Origin of the sequence: Corallococcus exiguus, assembly GCF_009909105.1 — a bacterium.
Classification (GTDB): Bacteria; Myxococcota; Myxococcia; order Myxococcales; family Myxococcaceae; genus Corallococcus; species Corallococcus exiguus.
The window spans coordinates 206,029-221,955 of the sequence record NZ_JAAAPK010000011.1; the positions used below are offsets into that span (position 1 = coordinate 206,029).

The following is a 15,927-nucleotide window of genomic DNA, read 5'->3' on the forward strand; positions in this document are numbered from 1 at the left end:
CACGTTTTCATGGGGGATTACCGTCCGAACTGGCTGACGAAGAGGGTGATGTCGTTGTCGTTCACAGAGCCGGCGCCGTCGAGGTTGGTCTCCTCGGAGCCGTTGGTGCCGTAGTCCTGCGCGAGCAGGCCCATGTCCTCTCCGTCCACGACGTTGTCGCCATTGATGTCGCCCGTGTAGACCTGGATGGCCGCCACGGCCTTCGCCGTCGGTACCACGACGCTCGCCGCGGACACGTGGCACAGGCCACGGGCCACCGGCGCGGCGTAGACGCCGTCCGTGCCGACGGTGCCGCAGACGCGGCCCTCCGCCACGGACCAACTCACCGCCGTGTTCACCGCGTTCGCCACGTTCGCCTGCAGCGCGACGGAGTTACCCACCGGCACCACGAACTGCGCCACCACGAACTCCACCGTGACGGGCAGGAGCGTGAAGGGGGTGCTCGCCTTGGACCAGTTGCCGTAGGCGTCGTACGCCACCGCCTCGAGGATGTGCTCCCCCGGCGCCAGCGGAATCGGGAACAGCGGCAGCGTGTACGGCTCGTACGAGGTCCGGCCCTTCAGGGCGCCGTCCACGTAGAACTCCACGTACGCCACGCCCGTGTCGTCGGTGGCCTCGGCGCGCATCGTGTAGGTCTCGAACAGGCCCTCCACGCTGGCGGTGATGTGCGGCGCGCCCTGGTCCTGGACGGTGGAGTTGCGGACCTCGAAGGTCACCGTGCGCTCCGTCGTGTTGCCCGCCTTGTCCGTGGCCGTCGCCTTGAACGTGTGCGGGCCGTTGGACAGGGTCTTCGTGTCGAACGCGGTCGCGTAGATGCCCTGGACGTCCGTGAAGGAGCTCACCGGGGCGTCATCCACCTGGAACGCGAGGCTGGACGTCCAGACGTCGTCGCTCACGGAGGCCGTGAGCTGCACCGTCCCGTAGCTGCCTTCGACCGCCACGGCGAGCGTGGGGGCCTGGATATCCGCCTGGGTCGAGGTGACCAGGTTGACGTCGTCCAGGAAGTACTGGGTGACGCCGCCCGGGATCTGCGGGGCCGCCGTCTGGTCCGCGTCGAAGAACAACTGCACCGTCTGGCCCTTGTACGCGGTCAGGTCGAAGCGGTGCTGGCGGTACTCCCCGCCGGTGTCATCCACGTTGGAGAGCGTCTTCAGCGTCGCCAGCTCGGTGCCGGCGGAATCCCGCACCTTCGCGCTGATGGTGTGGTGGGGCAAGCCGTCGGAGAACGCGCCGTTGTACATGCGCAGCCAGAAGCTGAAGATGGCCGAGGTCGCGGTCGCCGGGATGGCCACGGACTGACGGACGGAGTGCCGCGCCAGACCCGCGTTGGTATAGAAGATGTACAGGCGGCTGCCCGTGTGCGCGAAGGACGCGTTGCTGAGGATGCCTGTCGAGCCCGACTGCGTCGTCGCGCTCGTCCAGCTCGCGGCGGTTTCGAAGCTGGGATTGAGCACGCGCTGGGTGGAGGTGGTGTCCACGTAGAACGTCACCGCGGGAGAGTCCCCCACGTTGCCGTCCGCGTCCGTGGCCCGGGCGACGAGCGTGTGCGGACCGGCCGTCAGCGTGGAGAGGTTGACAGCCCGGGTGAACGACTTGACCGAGTTGCCCAGGGACGCGCCGTCGACGAGGAACTCCACCGCGTTGACGAAGCCGTTGTCGGACACGTCCGCGAAGTAGCCCACGCGCGTGCCGGAGAAGACCACGCTGGCCTTCGCACGGGGCGCCTCGGCATCCGCCCCGCGGATGACGCGCAGCGAGAAGTCATCCATCTGGAAGTTGGTGGCGAGCGAGGCGTTCTCACTGCCCTCGAAGAAGATGCGCACCGTCTGGCCCGCGTAGGCCGTCAGGTCCACGCTCTGCTGCGCATAGCCCAGCGTCGCGTCCAGGTTGGACCACGTCGCCACCGTCCCCAGCACCGTGCCGGAGGTGTCGCGCACCTGCAGCGTCAGCGTGTCGCGCACGGCGGTGGTCGTCGTCTCAGCGGTGCTGATGTTGAGGAAGAAGGTCAGCGCGGCCTTGGTGACGCCGGCGGGAATGGTGACGTCCTGCCACAGCCGGTCGACGTGCGTCGTGCCATAGCCGTTGAGCCACGCGAAGCCCTGGCCGTTGCGCGGGCCGGAGGCGACCGGGAAGTTGATGTTCGACGGCTCATCCGTCCAGCCCAGGGTGTCCTGTTCGAAGCCCGGGTTGATCAGGAGCTGTTCGAAGCTGTTGGAGACGGTGAAGCTCGCCGGAGCGGACGCAGTGGAGTTGCCGGCCGCGTCGAACGCGACCGCCACCAGCGCGTGGGCGCCGTTGGTCAGCGAGGTGGCGTCCAGCAGGAGCTGGAACGGCTGGGCGGAGACGTTCCCCGCCAGGGCGCCGTCGACGTAGAACTCCACGCGGGCCACGCCGACGTTGTCGTCGGCCTGCGCCTTCAGCTGGAGGTCAGGCGCGCTGCCAGAGACGCTCGCGGTGACGGTGGGGGCCGTGCGGTCGTCGTACGTACCGGCGGTGTAGCCTACGTTGATGGCCGCGAAGGCGTTCTGCACCGCGCGGTACTCGTTGGACTGGGAGCCGAAGAGGTCCGCCGCGGCCTGGAGGCTGCTGGTGCGGGCCGACAGGTAGTTGGACGACGGGAACAGGTAGACGGTGAGCGCGCGGTACCAGATGGCCGCCGCCTTGTCGTTGCCGATGCCCCTCATGCCCGCGGGCAGGTAGGTGCTGGAGAAGTCGGTGCTGATCGCCAGCGGCTGCACGCCCTGGGACAGGAAGTAGAAGGCGCGGTTCATCGGGCCGCTGCTGTAGTGCACGTCGATGTTGCCAAGGCCCGGGAACCAGGCGTCCACGCTCGCGCCGTCCAGCGACGGGCGGAACATGATGCGCAGCGGGAACGCGCTGAGCTGCTCGCCCATGAGCCAGTTGCCGCCGGTGTCACCAATGGAGCTGCCGCGGCCGTTGGCCACCCAGAACTCCGTCAGGGCGCCGAAGATGTCGGAGCTGGACTCGTTGAGGCCGCCGGACTCGCCGTCGTAGATGAGGCCGGCCGTGTGCGAGGTGACGCCGTGGGACATCTCGTGGCCCGTCACGTCGAGCACGCCCAGGGACTTGAAGCCGCCGGCGGCCGGGAACGAGCCGTCGCCGTAGCTCATGCAGAAGCAGCCGTCGCTCCAGAAGGCGTTGTTGTAGAGGTTGCTGGCGTGCACCCGGTTGTAGGTGGGCGAGCCGACGCCGTCGATGCCGTCGCGGCCGAGGATCTTCTTGTAGAAGTCCCAGGTCGCCAGCAGGCCGAAGTGCGCGTCGACGGCGGCCGTCTGGCCGTTGGTGCTCAGGGTGTTGTTGGCACCGACGATGTAGTTCTGCCCGTCGCCCCAGACGTTGTCGGCGTCCGTGTAGAGGGTCAGCGTGGGAACGACGCCGTTCTGCACGGCGGCGTGGTTGACGTCGTAGGTCCGGATGCCCTCGCCGCCGGCGCGCGTGACGTCGCGCAGCTCGAAGAGGCCCTGGGCGTTCTGGAAGACGTCCAGCGGGACGTCACCGCTGTATTGCGAGTGGCCGAGGCCCTTGGTGGCGGCCGTCTGGAGCGAGTTCCACTGCTTCAGCACGTCGCCCGTCTGCGCGTCGACGATGAAGTCCGTGTGCTTGACGCCGTCCTTCGCGTTCTCCAGCTCGGTGTGCACGTGGTACGCGAGCCGGTAGGCGACGACCTGCGTGTCGAAGTCCGCAGCGTTCTGCTCCGCGACCGGCTTGCCGGGGTAGCGGTTCACGAGCCGCGTCTGGGGGTAGACGATGAGCTCGCTCTTCGGCGTGACGGCGAGCTCGCCCTTGGGCGCCAGCTCCTGGGTGGCCTTCGCCGCCGCGGACTTCGCGTCCAGCGCGGGCGTCACGCCCAGGCGGATGCCCTTGCGCAGGCCTTCGGTGGTGATGCGGATGTCCCCCGCGGACAGTCCCTGGTGGGTGATGGCCACGGCGCCCCACACGGGGACGCCCTGATACGTCTGCTCGAAGCGCGCGTGCGTCTGGCCAAAGGCGTCCGTGCTGGAGCTGGACAGCTGGAAGTCGTCCCGCGAGCTCAGGCCAAGCTGGAGGCTCTGTGCCTTGAGGCTTGCCAGGGATTGCGCCACACGGGCCGGCTCCCTGAGCTGGAGCTGCATCAGCGTGGAGGGGGCAACAGGGGTGAGTTTCTCAGCCGCGAGGGATGAACTCGCCGAAACGAGGCCGGCGAGGAGCAGAGGCCACTGGGGCCACGGCTTGGGCATGGAATTGACTCCACAGCATGCAGGGGAACTCCCGCCGGCAGCACCCGTGGGGGCGTGCTGCCGCCGGAAGGATCACGCTCATGGCGGAGGGGCGGGACTGACTCAGACCTTTACCCCCCGTGGGTTCCACGTTCAGCGTAATTGTCCGCCAGTATACAGCGTCCACATCCTAAGGAAATGGGGGGGGGACCCTGATGCCATGGAACGGCCACGGGAAACACACGGGGTTACATCGAATTCACGGATGATCCTGAGTGACTCCGGCTGACCTAGTTGGCGCGCTCCCACGCGTCCTGCCAGGCCATGCCCGTGCCCGGCGCGTAGTGCGACGCCGCGCCCTTGCACCAGCCGGAGTACGGGAACGGCTTGCAGCGGTAGATGAGCCCGTCCGTGCCCTCCACCAACGTGCCCGCCGTGTAGCTGTCGATGCCCGCCGGGTACTTGTACTGCGCGGATCCGCCGGTGGAGGGCTTCTCGATGTCCACCTGGAACGAGTAGCCCGTCTCCTTCGCGTACACGCGGTTGCCCAGCGCGTCCTGCACCGGCGTCACGCTGCCCGTCGTCTGGAGCACGCCCACCTGCACGCGACTGGAGCCCGCGTTCACCTGCTGCGCCAGCCGGTACATCCACGTGGCCGCGGGCGTGGCCGCGTCGAGCGTCAGCGGATACGACTCGGCGTCGCGGCCCGCGCTGTCGAAGAGACGGAACGTCACCTTGCTCGACTTGGGCAGGTCCTCGCGCGCCTGCACCTGGCCCAACTCCTTCCACGACACCGGCGGGGGCGGCGTGTTGCTGAACTTCACGTCCGTGCAGGCGTAGAAGGCCTCCGGGCTGTCCGCGCGCTGCCAGATGGCATAGATGACGTGCGAGCCCGTCCGGGTCGCAGGGAACGGGCAGTTGAGCCGGTAGCGGTTGTTCACCGCGGACACGTTGGTGACGTTGCAGAACGGCGTCGACTCCAGGTCCGACCACTTCAGGGGCAGCGCCGGGTTGTAGCCCTCCTTCGTCACGAAGAGCTGGAAGTAGCCCGTGGCGTGCACCGCGGTGGCGTGGAAGACGAACTCGAAGCGGCCGCTGCTGTCCGGGGTGATGAGCGTGGACGGCCAGTCCGCGCGCGCCAGGTCCAGGCCCTTGTGACTCTCATTGGCTGCGCTGCACAGCTTGCCGTCGGGGATGATTTCGCGGTGACGCCCGTTGGCGGCGCCCTGCCGGACGCCGTTCCAGTCATAGAGCGCCTGCGTCCCACCGGTCTGCACCGCGGCCTTGCACGCGGCGGACTTGGGACTCTCCGGCCCTTCCTTGAAACATCCATAGACGCGGCTCAGCGGGACTTCCATGGAGCCGTGCGCCGCCGCCGGACCGGCGGACAGCAGGGAGACGAAAGCGAGCGATGCGGTGAAGGCCTTGCGGATTGCTGGGGACATCCCTTCCTCCTCTGTTCGAAAACAAAGGAGGAAAGGCGGAGGCGAATCGGGTCAACGGCCGCTCAGGCCAGCAGCTCCGTCAGCAGACCCTTGGGCAGCGTGGAGTCGCCGAAGTCGTCCAGCGGCCCGCCGGCCGCGTTCTTCAGGCCCACCGCGGCGCCCAGGGTGTTGAGCATCTTGTTGAGGTTGGGGCTGCTGTTGCCGCCCGCCGCCGTCACCGCCACGCCCTGCTTGAGGTAGCCGTTGCAGCTGCCCGCCAGGATGAACGGGATGTGGCGCGCCGAGTGCGCCGGCCCGTTGCCCAGGTCGTTGAACCAGACGGACACGCCCTGGTCGACCAGCTTCTTGCCGTTCGGCAGGGAGTACGCCGCCAGCTGATCCAACAGGTAGTTGAAGGTCTGCGCGAACTGCGCGTCCACGCGCGAGTGCAGCACGTCCGACCCGGCGATGATGCCGCCCGACGCGTCGTGCGAAGCGCGGCGATGGGAGATGTAGTGGAAGTTCTCCATCAGCTGCCCCGTCGTGGGGTCGCGGTAGCGCGTGGCGCTGTCATTGCCGTTGCCCACCTGGATGGCCACCGAGCGCGTGGTGCCGCACGCCACCGCCAGCACCGCGATGTCCATGTGCAGCCGCACCGTGGCCAGCACCTCGTCGCCGTCCGTGCTGTTGTAGCCGGGCGCCTGCTGCTGGAGCCGCAGCTCCTCGTCCGCGCGGGCACGGCAGCTGAGCGCCACCTCCAGGTCGCGCACGTTGGACAGGTGCAGGTCCAGGCGCTGCTTGTCCGTGCTGCTCAACTCCGGCCGCGACTGGAGCGCCTTCAGCTGGCCCGACACCAGGTCGTTGAGGCTCTTCTGGCGCACCAGCAGCTGCTCGCGCGCCTCCGGCGAGAGGCCTCCGGGGCCACCCACCATGGTCTGGTAGGCCACCCACGGGTCATGCAGCGCGGCCCGGCGTGAAGCGCTGCCCCGGTGGGAGATGCAGGGGCCACCCAGCCACCCGCCGGCCTGCCCCGCGTAGAGGTAGAGCGAGTCGCGCTTCTGCGGGTTCAGCTCACGGCCGATGCGGTGGTCCAGCGACTCGCCGGACGCCTCGGAGTCGCCGCCCACGCCCTCCACGGCGGGGCCTCGCGCGGTGAGGCACTGCAGCGCCCCGCGGGCGTGGCCATCCCCGTAGTTGTAGTCCTTCATGTTGACGTTGCGCACCACCAGCAGGCGCGCGCGGTGGTCCGCCAGCTCCACCAGCGACTTGCCCGCGAGCGTCGTGGTGGAGAGGTTGCCCAGCGGCTCCGGCCAGAAGCGCTCCGGCTCGTTGCCCAGCTCGGAGGTGCTCTGCGCGGCGGCCACGCCATCCGCCTGGCGCAGGAAGATGGCGAAGGGCAGCGCGTCCGCCTCCGCCGCCTGGACCTTCCGGGGCAACAGCCCCTCCAGCACCGGCAGCCCCAGCATGACGCCACCCAGGCCCTGCAACACGCGTCGTCGGCTCAGTTTCACGGCAGCTCCTCCGGGTGGCGAGTCACGAAGCCCACGCCCGTCACGACCTCGACGACCAGGTCCACGATGGGCAGCTGACCGGACTGCGACAGCTTGCCCAGCCGCGCCACCAGCGCGTCGTCCTCCGCCACCGCGGGGCGTCCGCTCAGGAACTCCACCCAGTGGCGCGCGTAGCACTCATGCACCGCCTGCGTGGTCGCGAGCGCGTCCGCCAGGTCCAGCGCGTCCTTCACCGACACCTTCTGTCCGCCGATGCCCGGCGTCGACGAGGCGTCCACCGGGAGCCCGTTGTCCGTCGTGCGGTAGCCGCCCACGGCGTCGAAGTTCTCGAAGGGGAAGCCCAGCGGGTTGATCAGCGTCGCGTGGCAGGACGCGCACACCGTGCCGGGCGCCTCCGTGTGCGACGTCACCACCTCGCGGTTGGTGCGGCCGTTGGGCGCGGGCAGCGCGGGGATGTTGGCCGGCGGCGCGCCAATCTTCTGGCACAGCAGGTGCTCCGACAGGAACACGCCGCGGTGGATGGGGTCCGGGTCGATGGACGTCGCATGCGACGCGAGGAAGCCCACCTGCGTGAGCACGCCCCGGCGCTGCGCCCCGTCCAGCGTCACTGGCACGAAGTCCGCGGTGAATGTCCCGGTGAGGCCGTAGATGCGCGCCAGCTCGGCGTTGACGAAGGTGTCGCGCGACGTGAGCAGGTCCGCGAAGCGCCCCTTGCGCCCGAAGACGACGTCCTCGACGAAGAGCGTGTTCTCCTTCGCCGCGGACTCCGCCAGCTTCGTGGTGACGTTGGGGAAGCGCGTCGCGTTGGGCCGGATGCTCGCGTAGCGGGGCACGTCGAAGACGGCCTGGTGGTAGGCGTCCACCACGCCGCGCGCCCGGGCGTCCGCGATCATCCGGCGCGCCTCGGAGGCCACGCCCTCGCGCTTCGCCAGCATGCCCTCGCGAGCGGCGACGAACAGCGCGTCGTCCGGCATGGAGTTCCAGAGCGCGTAGCTCAAGCGGGACGCCACCTCGAACGCGTCCAGCGGCACCTTGCCGTCCGCCGCCTGCGTGCTGCGCTCCACGCGGTAGAGGAACAGGGGCGACTGGAGGAAGCCCTCCAGCACCAGCCGCAGGCCGCCCTGGAACGCGGCCATCGTCGGGTACGCCTGAGGGCCCTGGCGGTACAGCTTCAGGTACGTCTCCACCTCGTCCGCGGTCAGCGGGCGGCGCAGGGCGCGCAGGCCGAAGGACTCCACGAACGCCTTCGCGCGAGCCTCGTCCGTGGTGCTCCCCGCCGGCAGCAGCTTGCCCAGCTTCGTCGCGTCCGTGGCCACCTGCCCGGCCAGGTCCGCCGCCGCGCGCTGGTAGGCGCCCCACAGCGCCTCGTCCACCGACAGCGCGCGGGCGTCGTTGTCGAAGAGGAAGCCGCTCTGGGACGGGTCCGCGCGGAACGACTGCGCCAGCGCCGTGGGCGCCGCGTCCAGCTTGAGCAGGTCCTTCACGCTGCTCACCCACTGCGCATGCGTCAGCCGAGCGACGCGCACGGAGCGCGCCGCCTGCTCCACGCCAGCAGGGGGAGGCTTGTTCGTCCCGCCAGGGCCAGGATTGCGCGGATTCGCCGCGTCAGAAATCTGGCCTTCGCAGGCAGTCAGGAAACTCAAGGAGCCCGCGAGCAGCGCGGAAGTCCACCGTCGTTGACGTAGCGCCATGGGGGGAAGCGCCTCCGTTCGTTGGAGGTCATCCCACTGGGGAAGCGTCAGGAAGTCAATCCGTACACCGGCCGACCGGGCCCGGTGTCACATGAATACTGGAAACCGCTGTGGACACCGGATCCGCCCGGCGCTCAGCCGGGGATGAGGAAGCGCGCGATGACGCGCTTGAGGCCCACGGTGCCGCCGAACTCCACGGTGACCTTGGCGTTGGGGCCGGACCCTTCCGCGGCGACGATTCGGCCGGAGCCGAACTGTTCGTGACGCACGCGCATGCCGCGCACGTCGCCGCCCACGCCGTCCATGTCGGACGACGCCTGCGAATAGCTGCGGTCCACGCGCGGGCCCGTCTCGTCGTCGTCCCAGTTGCGGCGGCGCTGCGGCATGGCGGCGGCGCGCGGCGGGGGCGGCAGGTCGTTCTCCTTGAAGCCGAACAACGCCTGGGGCACGTCCGCGAGGAAGCGGCTGGGCGGGTTGTACTTGAGCTCACCAAAGAGGGAGCGGCACTGCGCCAGGCTCACGAAGAGCCGCTTGCGCGCGCGGGTGAAGCCCACGTAGCAAAGCCGTCGCTCCTCGGCCATCTCCTCGCCGCCGTCCGGGTCGTCGCTCTTGAGCGCGCGCGAGTGCGGGAAGACGCCCTCCTCCATGCCGGTGAGGAACACGGCGTCGAACTCCAGGCCCTTGGCCGCGTGCAGCGTCATCAGCGCCACGCGGCCCTCGCTCACCTCCGCGTCCGCCTCACCCACCAGGCTGATCTGCTCCAGGAAGGATTGCAGGGGCGGGATGTCCGCGGTGAGCGGCGCGGAGTCCACGCCCTCCGGAGCCTCCTCCTCGCGAGCTTCGAGCGCGGCGGCGGAAGCCACCATCTCGGACGCGCGCTTCAGGTCGAACTCCTGCGCCGCGCCCAGGAGTTCCTTCAGGTTCTCCGCCCGGGTGAGCGCCTCGTCGCTGCCTTCCGCGACCAGCGTCTCCACCAGCTTCGACTCCTTCAGCATCTGGTCCACCGCGCCCGCCGCGTCCTTCGCCGTGAGGGAGAAGGCGTGCAGCGACTGGAGCAGCTGGTGGAAGCCGCCCAGCCGCTTCTGCGCGGTGGCGTTGAGGGAAGGGATGCGGTGGCGCTCGCCCAGGGCCTCGTAGAGGCTCAAGCCCTGCTCGTTCGCGAAGTCGGTCAGCCGCTCCTCGGTGGTGTCACCGATGCCGCGCGCCGGCACGTTGAGCACGCGCAACAGGTCCGCGTCCGAGCGCGGGTTCACCATCAGCCGCAGGTACGCGGAGGCGTCACGCACCTCCGCGCGGTCGTAGAAGCTGCGCCCGCTCACCAGCTGGTACGGCACGCGCCCCAGCCGCAGCGCCTCTTCCAGCACGCGGCTCTGCGCGTTGGTCCGGTAGAACACCGCCATGCTGGAGAACTTGATGAAGCCCTCGCGCTGGACGGCCAGGATGCGCCGGGCCACCTCCTGCGCCTCCGCGCGCTCGTCGCGGTGCAGCAGCAACTCCAGGTTCTCCCCCTTGGGCCGCTCGCTCCAGAGCTTCTTCTGCATGCGGCGCGGGTTCTTGGAGATGACCTCGTGCGCGGCGGTGAGGATGTTCTGGTCGGAGCGGTAGTTCTGCTCCAGCTTCACCACCTTCGCGCCCGGGTACTGCATGGGGAACTGGAGGATGTTGTCCACGTCCGCGCCGCGCCAGCGGTAGATGGACTGGTCGTCGTCGCCCACCACCACCAGGTTCGCGGACGGCGGCGGGGCCAGCTGCCGCAGGAACGCGTACTGCACGGGGTTGGTGTCCTGGAACTCGTCCACCAGCACGTGCGTGAAGCGCGTGCGGTAGCGCTCCAGCACGTCCGGCCGGTCGCGGAAGAGCTTCACGAGCAGCAGCAGCAGGTCGCCGAAGTCCACCGCGTTCGCCGCGCGCAGCAGCTTCTGGTAGCCCGCGTACACGCGCTTGACGATCTGCCCGCGCACGTCCTCCTGCTCCACGCGCATGTCCTCCGGCAGCCGCGCGGCGTTCTTCTCCTGGTCGATGCGGTGGAGGATTTCGCGCGGCTGCATCACCGGCTCCACGCCCGCGTCGCGCATGGCGCGCTTCACCAGGCTGAGCTGGTCGCCGTCGTCGTAGATGACGAAGGACCGCGTGAGGCCCGCGGCCTCCGCTTCGCGGCGCAAAATCATGGCCGCGGAAGAGTGGAACGTGCTCACCACCAGGTCGTTGGCCTGCGCGCCCAGGAGCTGGGTGAGGCGATCGCGCATCTCGCGCGCGGCCTTGTTGGTGAAGGTGACGGCCAGGATGCGCCACGGGAAGACGCGGTGGACCTTCACCAGGTGGGCCACACGGCGGGTGATGACGCGCGTCTTGCCGCTGCCGGCGCCCGACAGCACGAGCAGGGGGCCGTCGCCGTGGAGCACGGCTTCCGCCTGGGGCGGGTTGAGGTCTTCGAGGAGGGCGGTTTCGTGGGCGTTCACGGAGAGTTCCACCAGGGGGAAGAACCCCGTCTTCTAACGTCTTTCGCGCGCCGGTGCCGGGTCTTCCGGTAAGCCCTGTCGCCCGCCGGGCCGTCCGCTCTCGGGACGGGCAGGAGCGTGGGTTATAAGAAGGCCCACCTGCCATGTCCGACACCCCTTCGTCCCCCCCGACCCAGGCCCAGCTCGACCGCTACGCGGAGTTGTTCACCCAGAGCCTCACCCTGCGCCACTTCGGCGCCCGGATGTCCTTTCCCGAAGGGCGCAAGGTGGTGGTGGAGCTTCCAGAGGTGCAGCCGCACCACCGGGGCGGCCTGGGCAGCTCCGCCGTCAATGGCGGTGTGCTGGCGGCCCTCTTCGACATCGCCATCGGCTGCACTCCGGCACTCCGGGACACCACCCGCCGCTGCGCCACCGTCCAGCTGTCCATGAGCTTCGAGCGCCCGGTCACCGGAAACCGCTTCCACGTAGAGGCCGTCATCGACAACGGAGGGACGTCCACCCTCTTCGCCTCCGCGAAAATCCTCGATGCCGAGGGCCGCGTGTGCGCCCGATGCCAGGGCGTCGTGCGCGTCTCCTCCCAGCCGTGGGCCTCCGGCGAGAGCCCCGCCACCAACTGACATTCCCCCACCCCGGGCCCCCCTTGCCCATTCCCGTCGATATGTCCGGCCAGGAGGCGCGTTTCCCTGGGAGCCCGGGGCAGGAACGGCCTCCGGGGGACGAGCGCGGCTCGCAACGGGAAGACGGCATGGATGCAGCCGTACAGGGCTTGGGGATGACGACCCTCCAGTCGCGGCAGGACACAGAGAGGGCCGCGCGACCGGCGGCGCCGGACGAGGAGGCCCTGTCCCGGCGCGCGCTCACGGGGGAGCGTGCCGCGTGGGACGCGCTCATCGCGCGGCACCAGCGCCGGGTGGTGGTGTCGCTGCTCGCGCGGGGCATCCGGGTGGACCGGGCCCAGGAGCTGGCGCAGGAGACGTGGGCGCGCCTCATCCAGCAGCAGCAGCGAGGCCTGCTCACGGAGCTGCGGCTGCCGGCGCTCGCGCTCACCCAGGCGGCGTTCCTCGCGTCGGATGACGCCCGGCGCATGCGGCGCGAGTCGGTGGACGGAACGCTGGAGGACCTCCCGGAGCGGCAGCAGCCGGTGGACCCCGCGCAGTCCGCGGAGAAGCGCCTGCTGTCGGAGGAGCAGCTCGCCCGGGCCCGGGGCGCGCTGGAGCAGGTGTCACCGGGCGCGCGCAACGTCTTCCTCCTGGCCTGTGACGGCCAGGGACTTCCCCATGCAGAAGTCGCCTCCCGCGTCGGGCTGTCCGTCCAGCGCGTGCGACAGATTTTGTGCGAGGTCCGCAAGAAGCTGCGCACCGCGCTCGAAGAGGAACAACCATGATCAGGCCCACGCCCCACCTCACCCGCGACCGCACGGAGCAGTACCTGCTGGGCGCGCTGCCGCCCGAAGCCGAGGCGGAGCTGGAGGCCCACACGCTCACGTGCGAGCCGTGCGCGCGGCTGCTCCAGGAGGAGGCCCTGCTGGAGGAGCAGCTGTACGAAGTCGCCGCCGCCACGCCGCCCGACGCTGTCGTGGTGCGCCCCGCTCGCTGGCACCGTCCGGCCGCCGTCGCCGCGGCGCTGGTCGCGGTGGCGGCCTCCGTGTTCCTGATGCTGCGGTCCGGAGGGGAAACCGTCTCTCCGTCCGTGACGCCCGTGGAGGCACCGGTCGTCGCGGTGCAGGACGTGCGGGTTGAGGATGACGAGGCGCCCCGGGACATCGTGGTCGCGTGCCCGGACCTGGCCACGCAGGAGCACTGCCTCAAGTCCGCGAGCGCACGCGGGCTGCTCGTGTATCACCCCGGTGGACAGGGCGAGGTCCCCCGCTACGACGCGTCCAGCGGGCTGACGCAGGTGGCGCTGAGTTCGCGCCCGGCCGCGCTGTGAGGATTTCCGTGATGACGCTCCGAACCCGCCTCCCCGGCCTGCTGCTCGCGCTCTGGACGCCCTTCGCGGCGGCCCAGACTCCGCCCGCCGTCGCGACGACGGCGCTCACGTCCACCGCGACGGCCGCGTCCGAGGCGACGTCGCCGAAGGCGAGCCCGACGTCCTCGGGCGCGAAGACAGCCGCGACAGCCAGGCCCGATACCTCGGCGCCGAAGGCGAGCCCGCCCCCGCCCACCAGTGCTCCAGCGCCCAGGCCCGGCGCGGAGGTGGCTTCCGTCACGACCGCCCCCGCCGCGTCCACGCCGCAATCAAGCGCGACGGCCCCGGCCACATCCGGCGGCATGCCCGCCGCGCCGGATGCCACGCGGACGAAGCTGCCGCAGGGCTGGTACGTCACGGAGAGCGCGCCCCAGCACTACGAAGCGGGCGTGGATGAGTCCTCCCCGTGCGAGGGCACGCGCAGCGCCTTCCTGCGCTCGCGCACGCAGGCCACGGACAGCTTCGGCACCTTCATGCAGGCCTTCAGCGCGCAGGACTTCCGGGGCAAGCGCCTGCGCTTCTCCGCGGCCGTGCGCCACCAGGACGTGAAGGGCTGGGCGGGGCTGTGGATGCGCGTGGAGGGCGCGGACCCCAAGCAGCCGCTCGCCTTCGACAACATGCAGTCGCGCGCCCTGGTGGGCACCCACGGCTGCAAGCGCTACGACGTGGTGCTGGACGTGCCCAAGGAGGCCACCTCCATCATGGCGGGCCTCATCATGAGCGGCACCGGCCAGGCGTGGCTCGGCGGCGTGCGCTTCGAGACAGTGGACGCGTCGGTGAAGACCACGGACCTGCTCGCCACCCCGCAGCCCCTGCCCTCCGGCCCCCAGGGCCTGGAAGATGGCCCCCGGCCCAAGGCGAACACGCCCCTGGGCAGGGTCGGCACCGCCTGGTTCGACACGCAGCGCGTGCAGACGGCGACGCCGCTCATGCTCGGCAAGGGCCCCTCATGGAAGGGCGAATTCGGCGACGAGCTCTTCGAGCACGGCATCGAGGTGAACGGCACCTACGAGCGGCGGGACCTTTCGGTGAAGGTGCGCGCTGGCGGCTCCGCCACCCTCATCGAGGGCACCTGGGGCGGAGAACCGCTGTTCATCCGGCTCGCGTCGGACTCGCTCCGCATCCGCTGGGGCGTCGACGACCAGCGCTTCGAACGGGACCTGGCTGCTCCCACGCAGCAGGGATGCAACGCGTACCGGCAGACCACGGGGCGCTTCGAACGGCAGTGGCTGGAGGTATGCGGCGTGGCGCTCGCCACCCGGCCGCCGCTCACGCAGCTCGTGGCGGCGTTCCTGTCCGGTGGCGTGCGGGCCGGAGCCTCGCGAGGCCCCCTCCCCATGCCCAGGCTGCCGGTGCGCTCGGCCCAACCGTACGACTCGTCCGGCCGGAACGTGCCCTCCTCCCAGCTCCAGTGAGGCAGAGCGAAGGCGGAAGGTTCCCACCTTCCGCCGCTCCGCGCTTCACTCAGAACGCGAAGTCGCGCTCCAGCGTCTCCTGCCCGGCCTGCACCGTGAGGTGGGCCGCGTGCGCGCCGGTGGCCGCCGCCGTGGACAGGTCGAAGGACAGCCCCTCCGGTCCCTGCGTCGGCTTGAGCGACGGACGCCCGGGCGACAGGAACACGGCGGCCGTCACGGCGCGCGTGCCCAGGGGCTGCACCAGAAGCCGCACCCGCTGACGCTCGCGAACCAGCACCACGCGGAAGTCGCGCCGCTCCTCCAGCACCTCGCGGTGCTCCGGCAGGCGGGCCGCGCTGGGGCGCCGGGCCATGTCCGCGCGGGAGTCGCGCGCCGCGCGCGGAACCTGCGCGCCTTCCTCGTCCAATTCCAGCGCCTCGTCGATGGCGGCGTCGCCCTCTTCCAGCGCCAGCACGGCCTGGGCGCACTCACCGCAGCCGGCCGTGTGGGCCTCCACGCGCTCGCGCTCCTCGCGGCTCATCTCGCCGGAGTCCAGCCGCCACAGCTCGTCATCCGTGAGGTGGCGGCGCGGGGGCGTGTCCACCACCGCCGTGTCCGCCCGGTCCGCGCGACAGCTGGCGCAGTCCTTCAGGTGCTCCGGGTCCTTCATGGGGCGGCCCGTCCAGGACGCCACCAGGTCATCACAGCTGGCCCTCGCGGAGAACCACCAGGCGCCGGGGCGCTCCACGGGGTCCAGCAGGTCGCGCTCGGCGCGGCGCTCGGTGTTGAGCGGGATGAACCAGCGCGCCCGGGAGCGCAGCGAGGAGTCCAGGTGGCCCAGCGCCCCGAGAAAGCGCTCACGAGCGGCGCTCGCGTCCCCGTCCAGCGGGCCCTTCAACATCTCCCAGGTGACGAGCGCGCGGGCGGCGGAGGCGGCCCGGTCCCGGGCGGCCAGTCCTTCCAGCGCGGACGCGCGCCACAGCTCCGCTTCTTCACCCTCCTCGCCCAGCGCCACCTCCATCGACTCCTCGGCGGCACGCAGGAGCAACGGCTGGAGCGCCTGCGGTTTCTGCTGGGCAAGCCAGGCTTCCACTTCGGGGCGGCCCAGGCCCTTCAAGGCCTCTTCCACCCCGTCGGTGCCGAGCCGGTCCGAGCGGCGCAGCACATCCCCCACCACCTCCAACAGCTCACCCACCGAGAGGGGGCCCGCGCCCAGGCGCGCGTACCGGGCCTGGTAGCGGGACAGCGCGTCGCCCTTCATCG

The 15,927-nt window shown here is 70.5% G+C and carries 10 protein-coding genes; 4 read left to right on the plus strand and 6 right to left on the minus strand.

The features are described 5' to 3' along the window. Positions 1-17: 17 nt before the first annotated feature. From GTZ93_RS33675 to GTZ93_RS33695, 5 genes are all read right to left on the minus strand, one after another. Positions 18-4,103, minus strand: coding sequence for a M4 family metallopeptidase (locus tag GTZ93_RS33675; protein WP_161663214.1), 4,086 nt, complete (start codon positions 4,101-4,103; stop codon positions 18-20). 404 nt (positions 4,104-4,507) lie between these two features. Further along, positions 4,508-5,662 (minus strand): lytic polysaccharide monooxygenase auxiliary activity family 9 protein, encoded by a 1,155-nt coding sequence (locus GTZ93_RS33680; RefSeq protein WP_139916829.1) that lies wholly within the window; start codon positions 5,660-5,662, stop codon positions 4,508-4,510. 62 nt (positions 5,663-5,724) lie between these two features. Further along, positions 5,725-7,152 (minus strand): DUF1552 domain-containing protein, encoded by a 1,428-nt coding sequence (locus GTZ93_RS33685; protein WP_139916832.1) that lies wholly within the window; start codon positions 7,150-7,152, stop codon positions 5,725-5,727. Beyond that, a complete protein-coding gene (locus tag GTZ93_RS33690; protein WP_180946037.1) occupies positions 7,149-8,843 on the minus strand; it encodes a DUF1592 domain-containing protein in 1,695 nt (564 codons plus the stop codon). Before GTZ93_RS33690 ends, GTZ93_RS33685 begins: the two co-directional genes overlap by 4 nt. 134 nt (positions 8,844-8,977) lie before the next feature. Then, positions 8,978-11,302, minus strand: a complete 2,325-nt coding sequence (locus tag GTZ93_RS33695; RefSeq protein WP_139916834.1) for an ATP-dependent helicase — start codon at positions 11,300-11,302, stop codon at positions 8,978-8,980. 143 nt (positions 11,303-11,445) lie between these two features. On the opposite strand from GTZ93_RS33695, the gene GTZ93_RS33700 reads away from it, so the two are divergent. The 4 genes from GTZ93_RS33700 to GTZ93_RS33715 all read left to right on the plus strand — a co-directional run bounded on the left by GTZ93_RS33700 (position 11,446) and on the right by GTZ93_RS33715 (position 14,685). Continuing rightward, a complete protein-coding gene (locus GTZ93_RS33700) occupies positions 11,446-11,919 on the plus strand; it encodes a PaaI family thioesterase (protein ID WP_139916835.1) in 474 nt (157 codons plus the stop codon). A 128-nt stretch (positions 11,920-12,047) separates the two neighbouring features. Next, positions 12,048-12,686, plus strand: coding sequence for an RNA polymerase sigma factor (locus tag GTZ93_RS33705; RefSeq protein WP_139919146.1), 639 nt, complete (start codon positions 12,048-12,050; stop codon positions 12,684-12,686). Then, positions 12,683-13,231: a zf-HC2 domain-containing protein gene (locus GTZ93_RS33710; protein WP_139919145.1), complete on the plus strand. Its 549-nt coding sequence runs from the start codon at positions 12,683-12,685 to the stop codon at positions 13,229-13,231. Before GTZ93_RS33705 ends, GTZ93_RS33710 begins: the two co-directional genes overlap by 4 nt. Positions 13,232-13,242: 11 nt before the next feature. Beyond that, positions 13,243-14,685, plus strand: a complete 1,443-nt coding sequence (locus tag GTZ93_RS33715; protein ID WP_139919144.1) for an AraC family transcriptional regulator — start codon at positions 13,243-13,245, stop codon at positions 14,683-14,685. A gap of 49 nt (positions 14,686-14,734) precedes the next feature. Here GTZ93_RS33715 and GTZ93_RS33720 read toward each other — a convergent pair whose 3' ends face one another. Next, the gene (locus tag GTZ93_RS33720; RefSeq protein ID WP_139919143.1) at positions 14,735-15,925 is read right to left on the minus strand and encodes an anti-sigma factor family protein; all 1,191 of its coding nucleotides are present in this window, start codon (positions 15,923-15,925) and stop codon (positions 14,735-14,737) included. Positions 15,926-15,927: the final 2 nt, after the last annotated feature.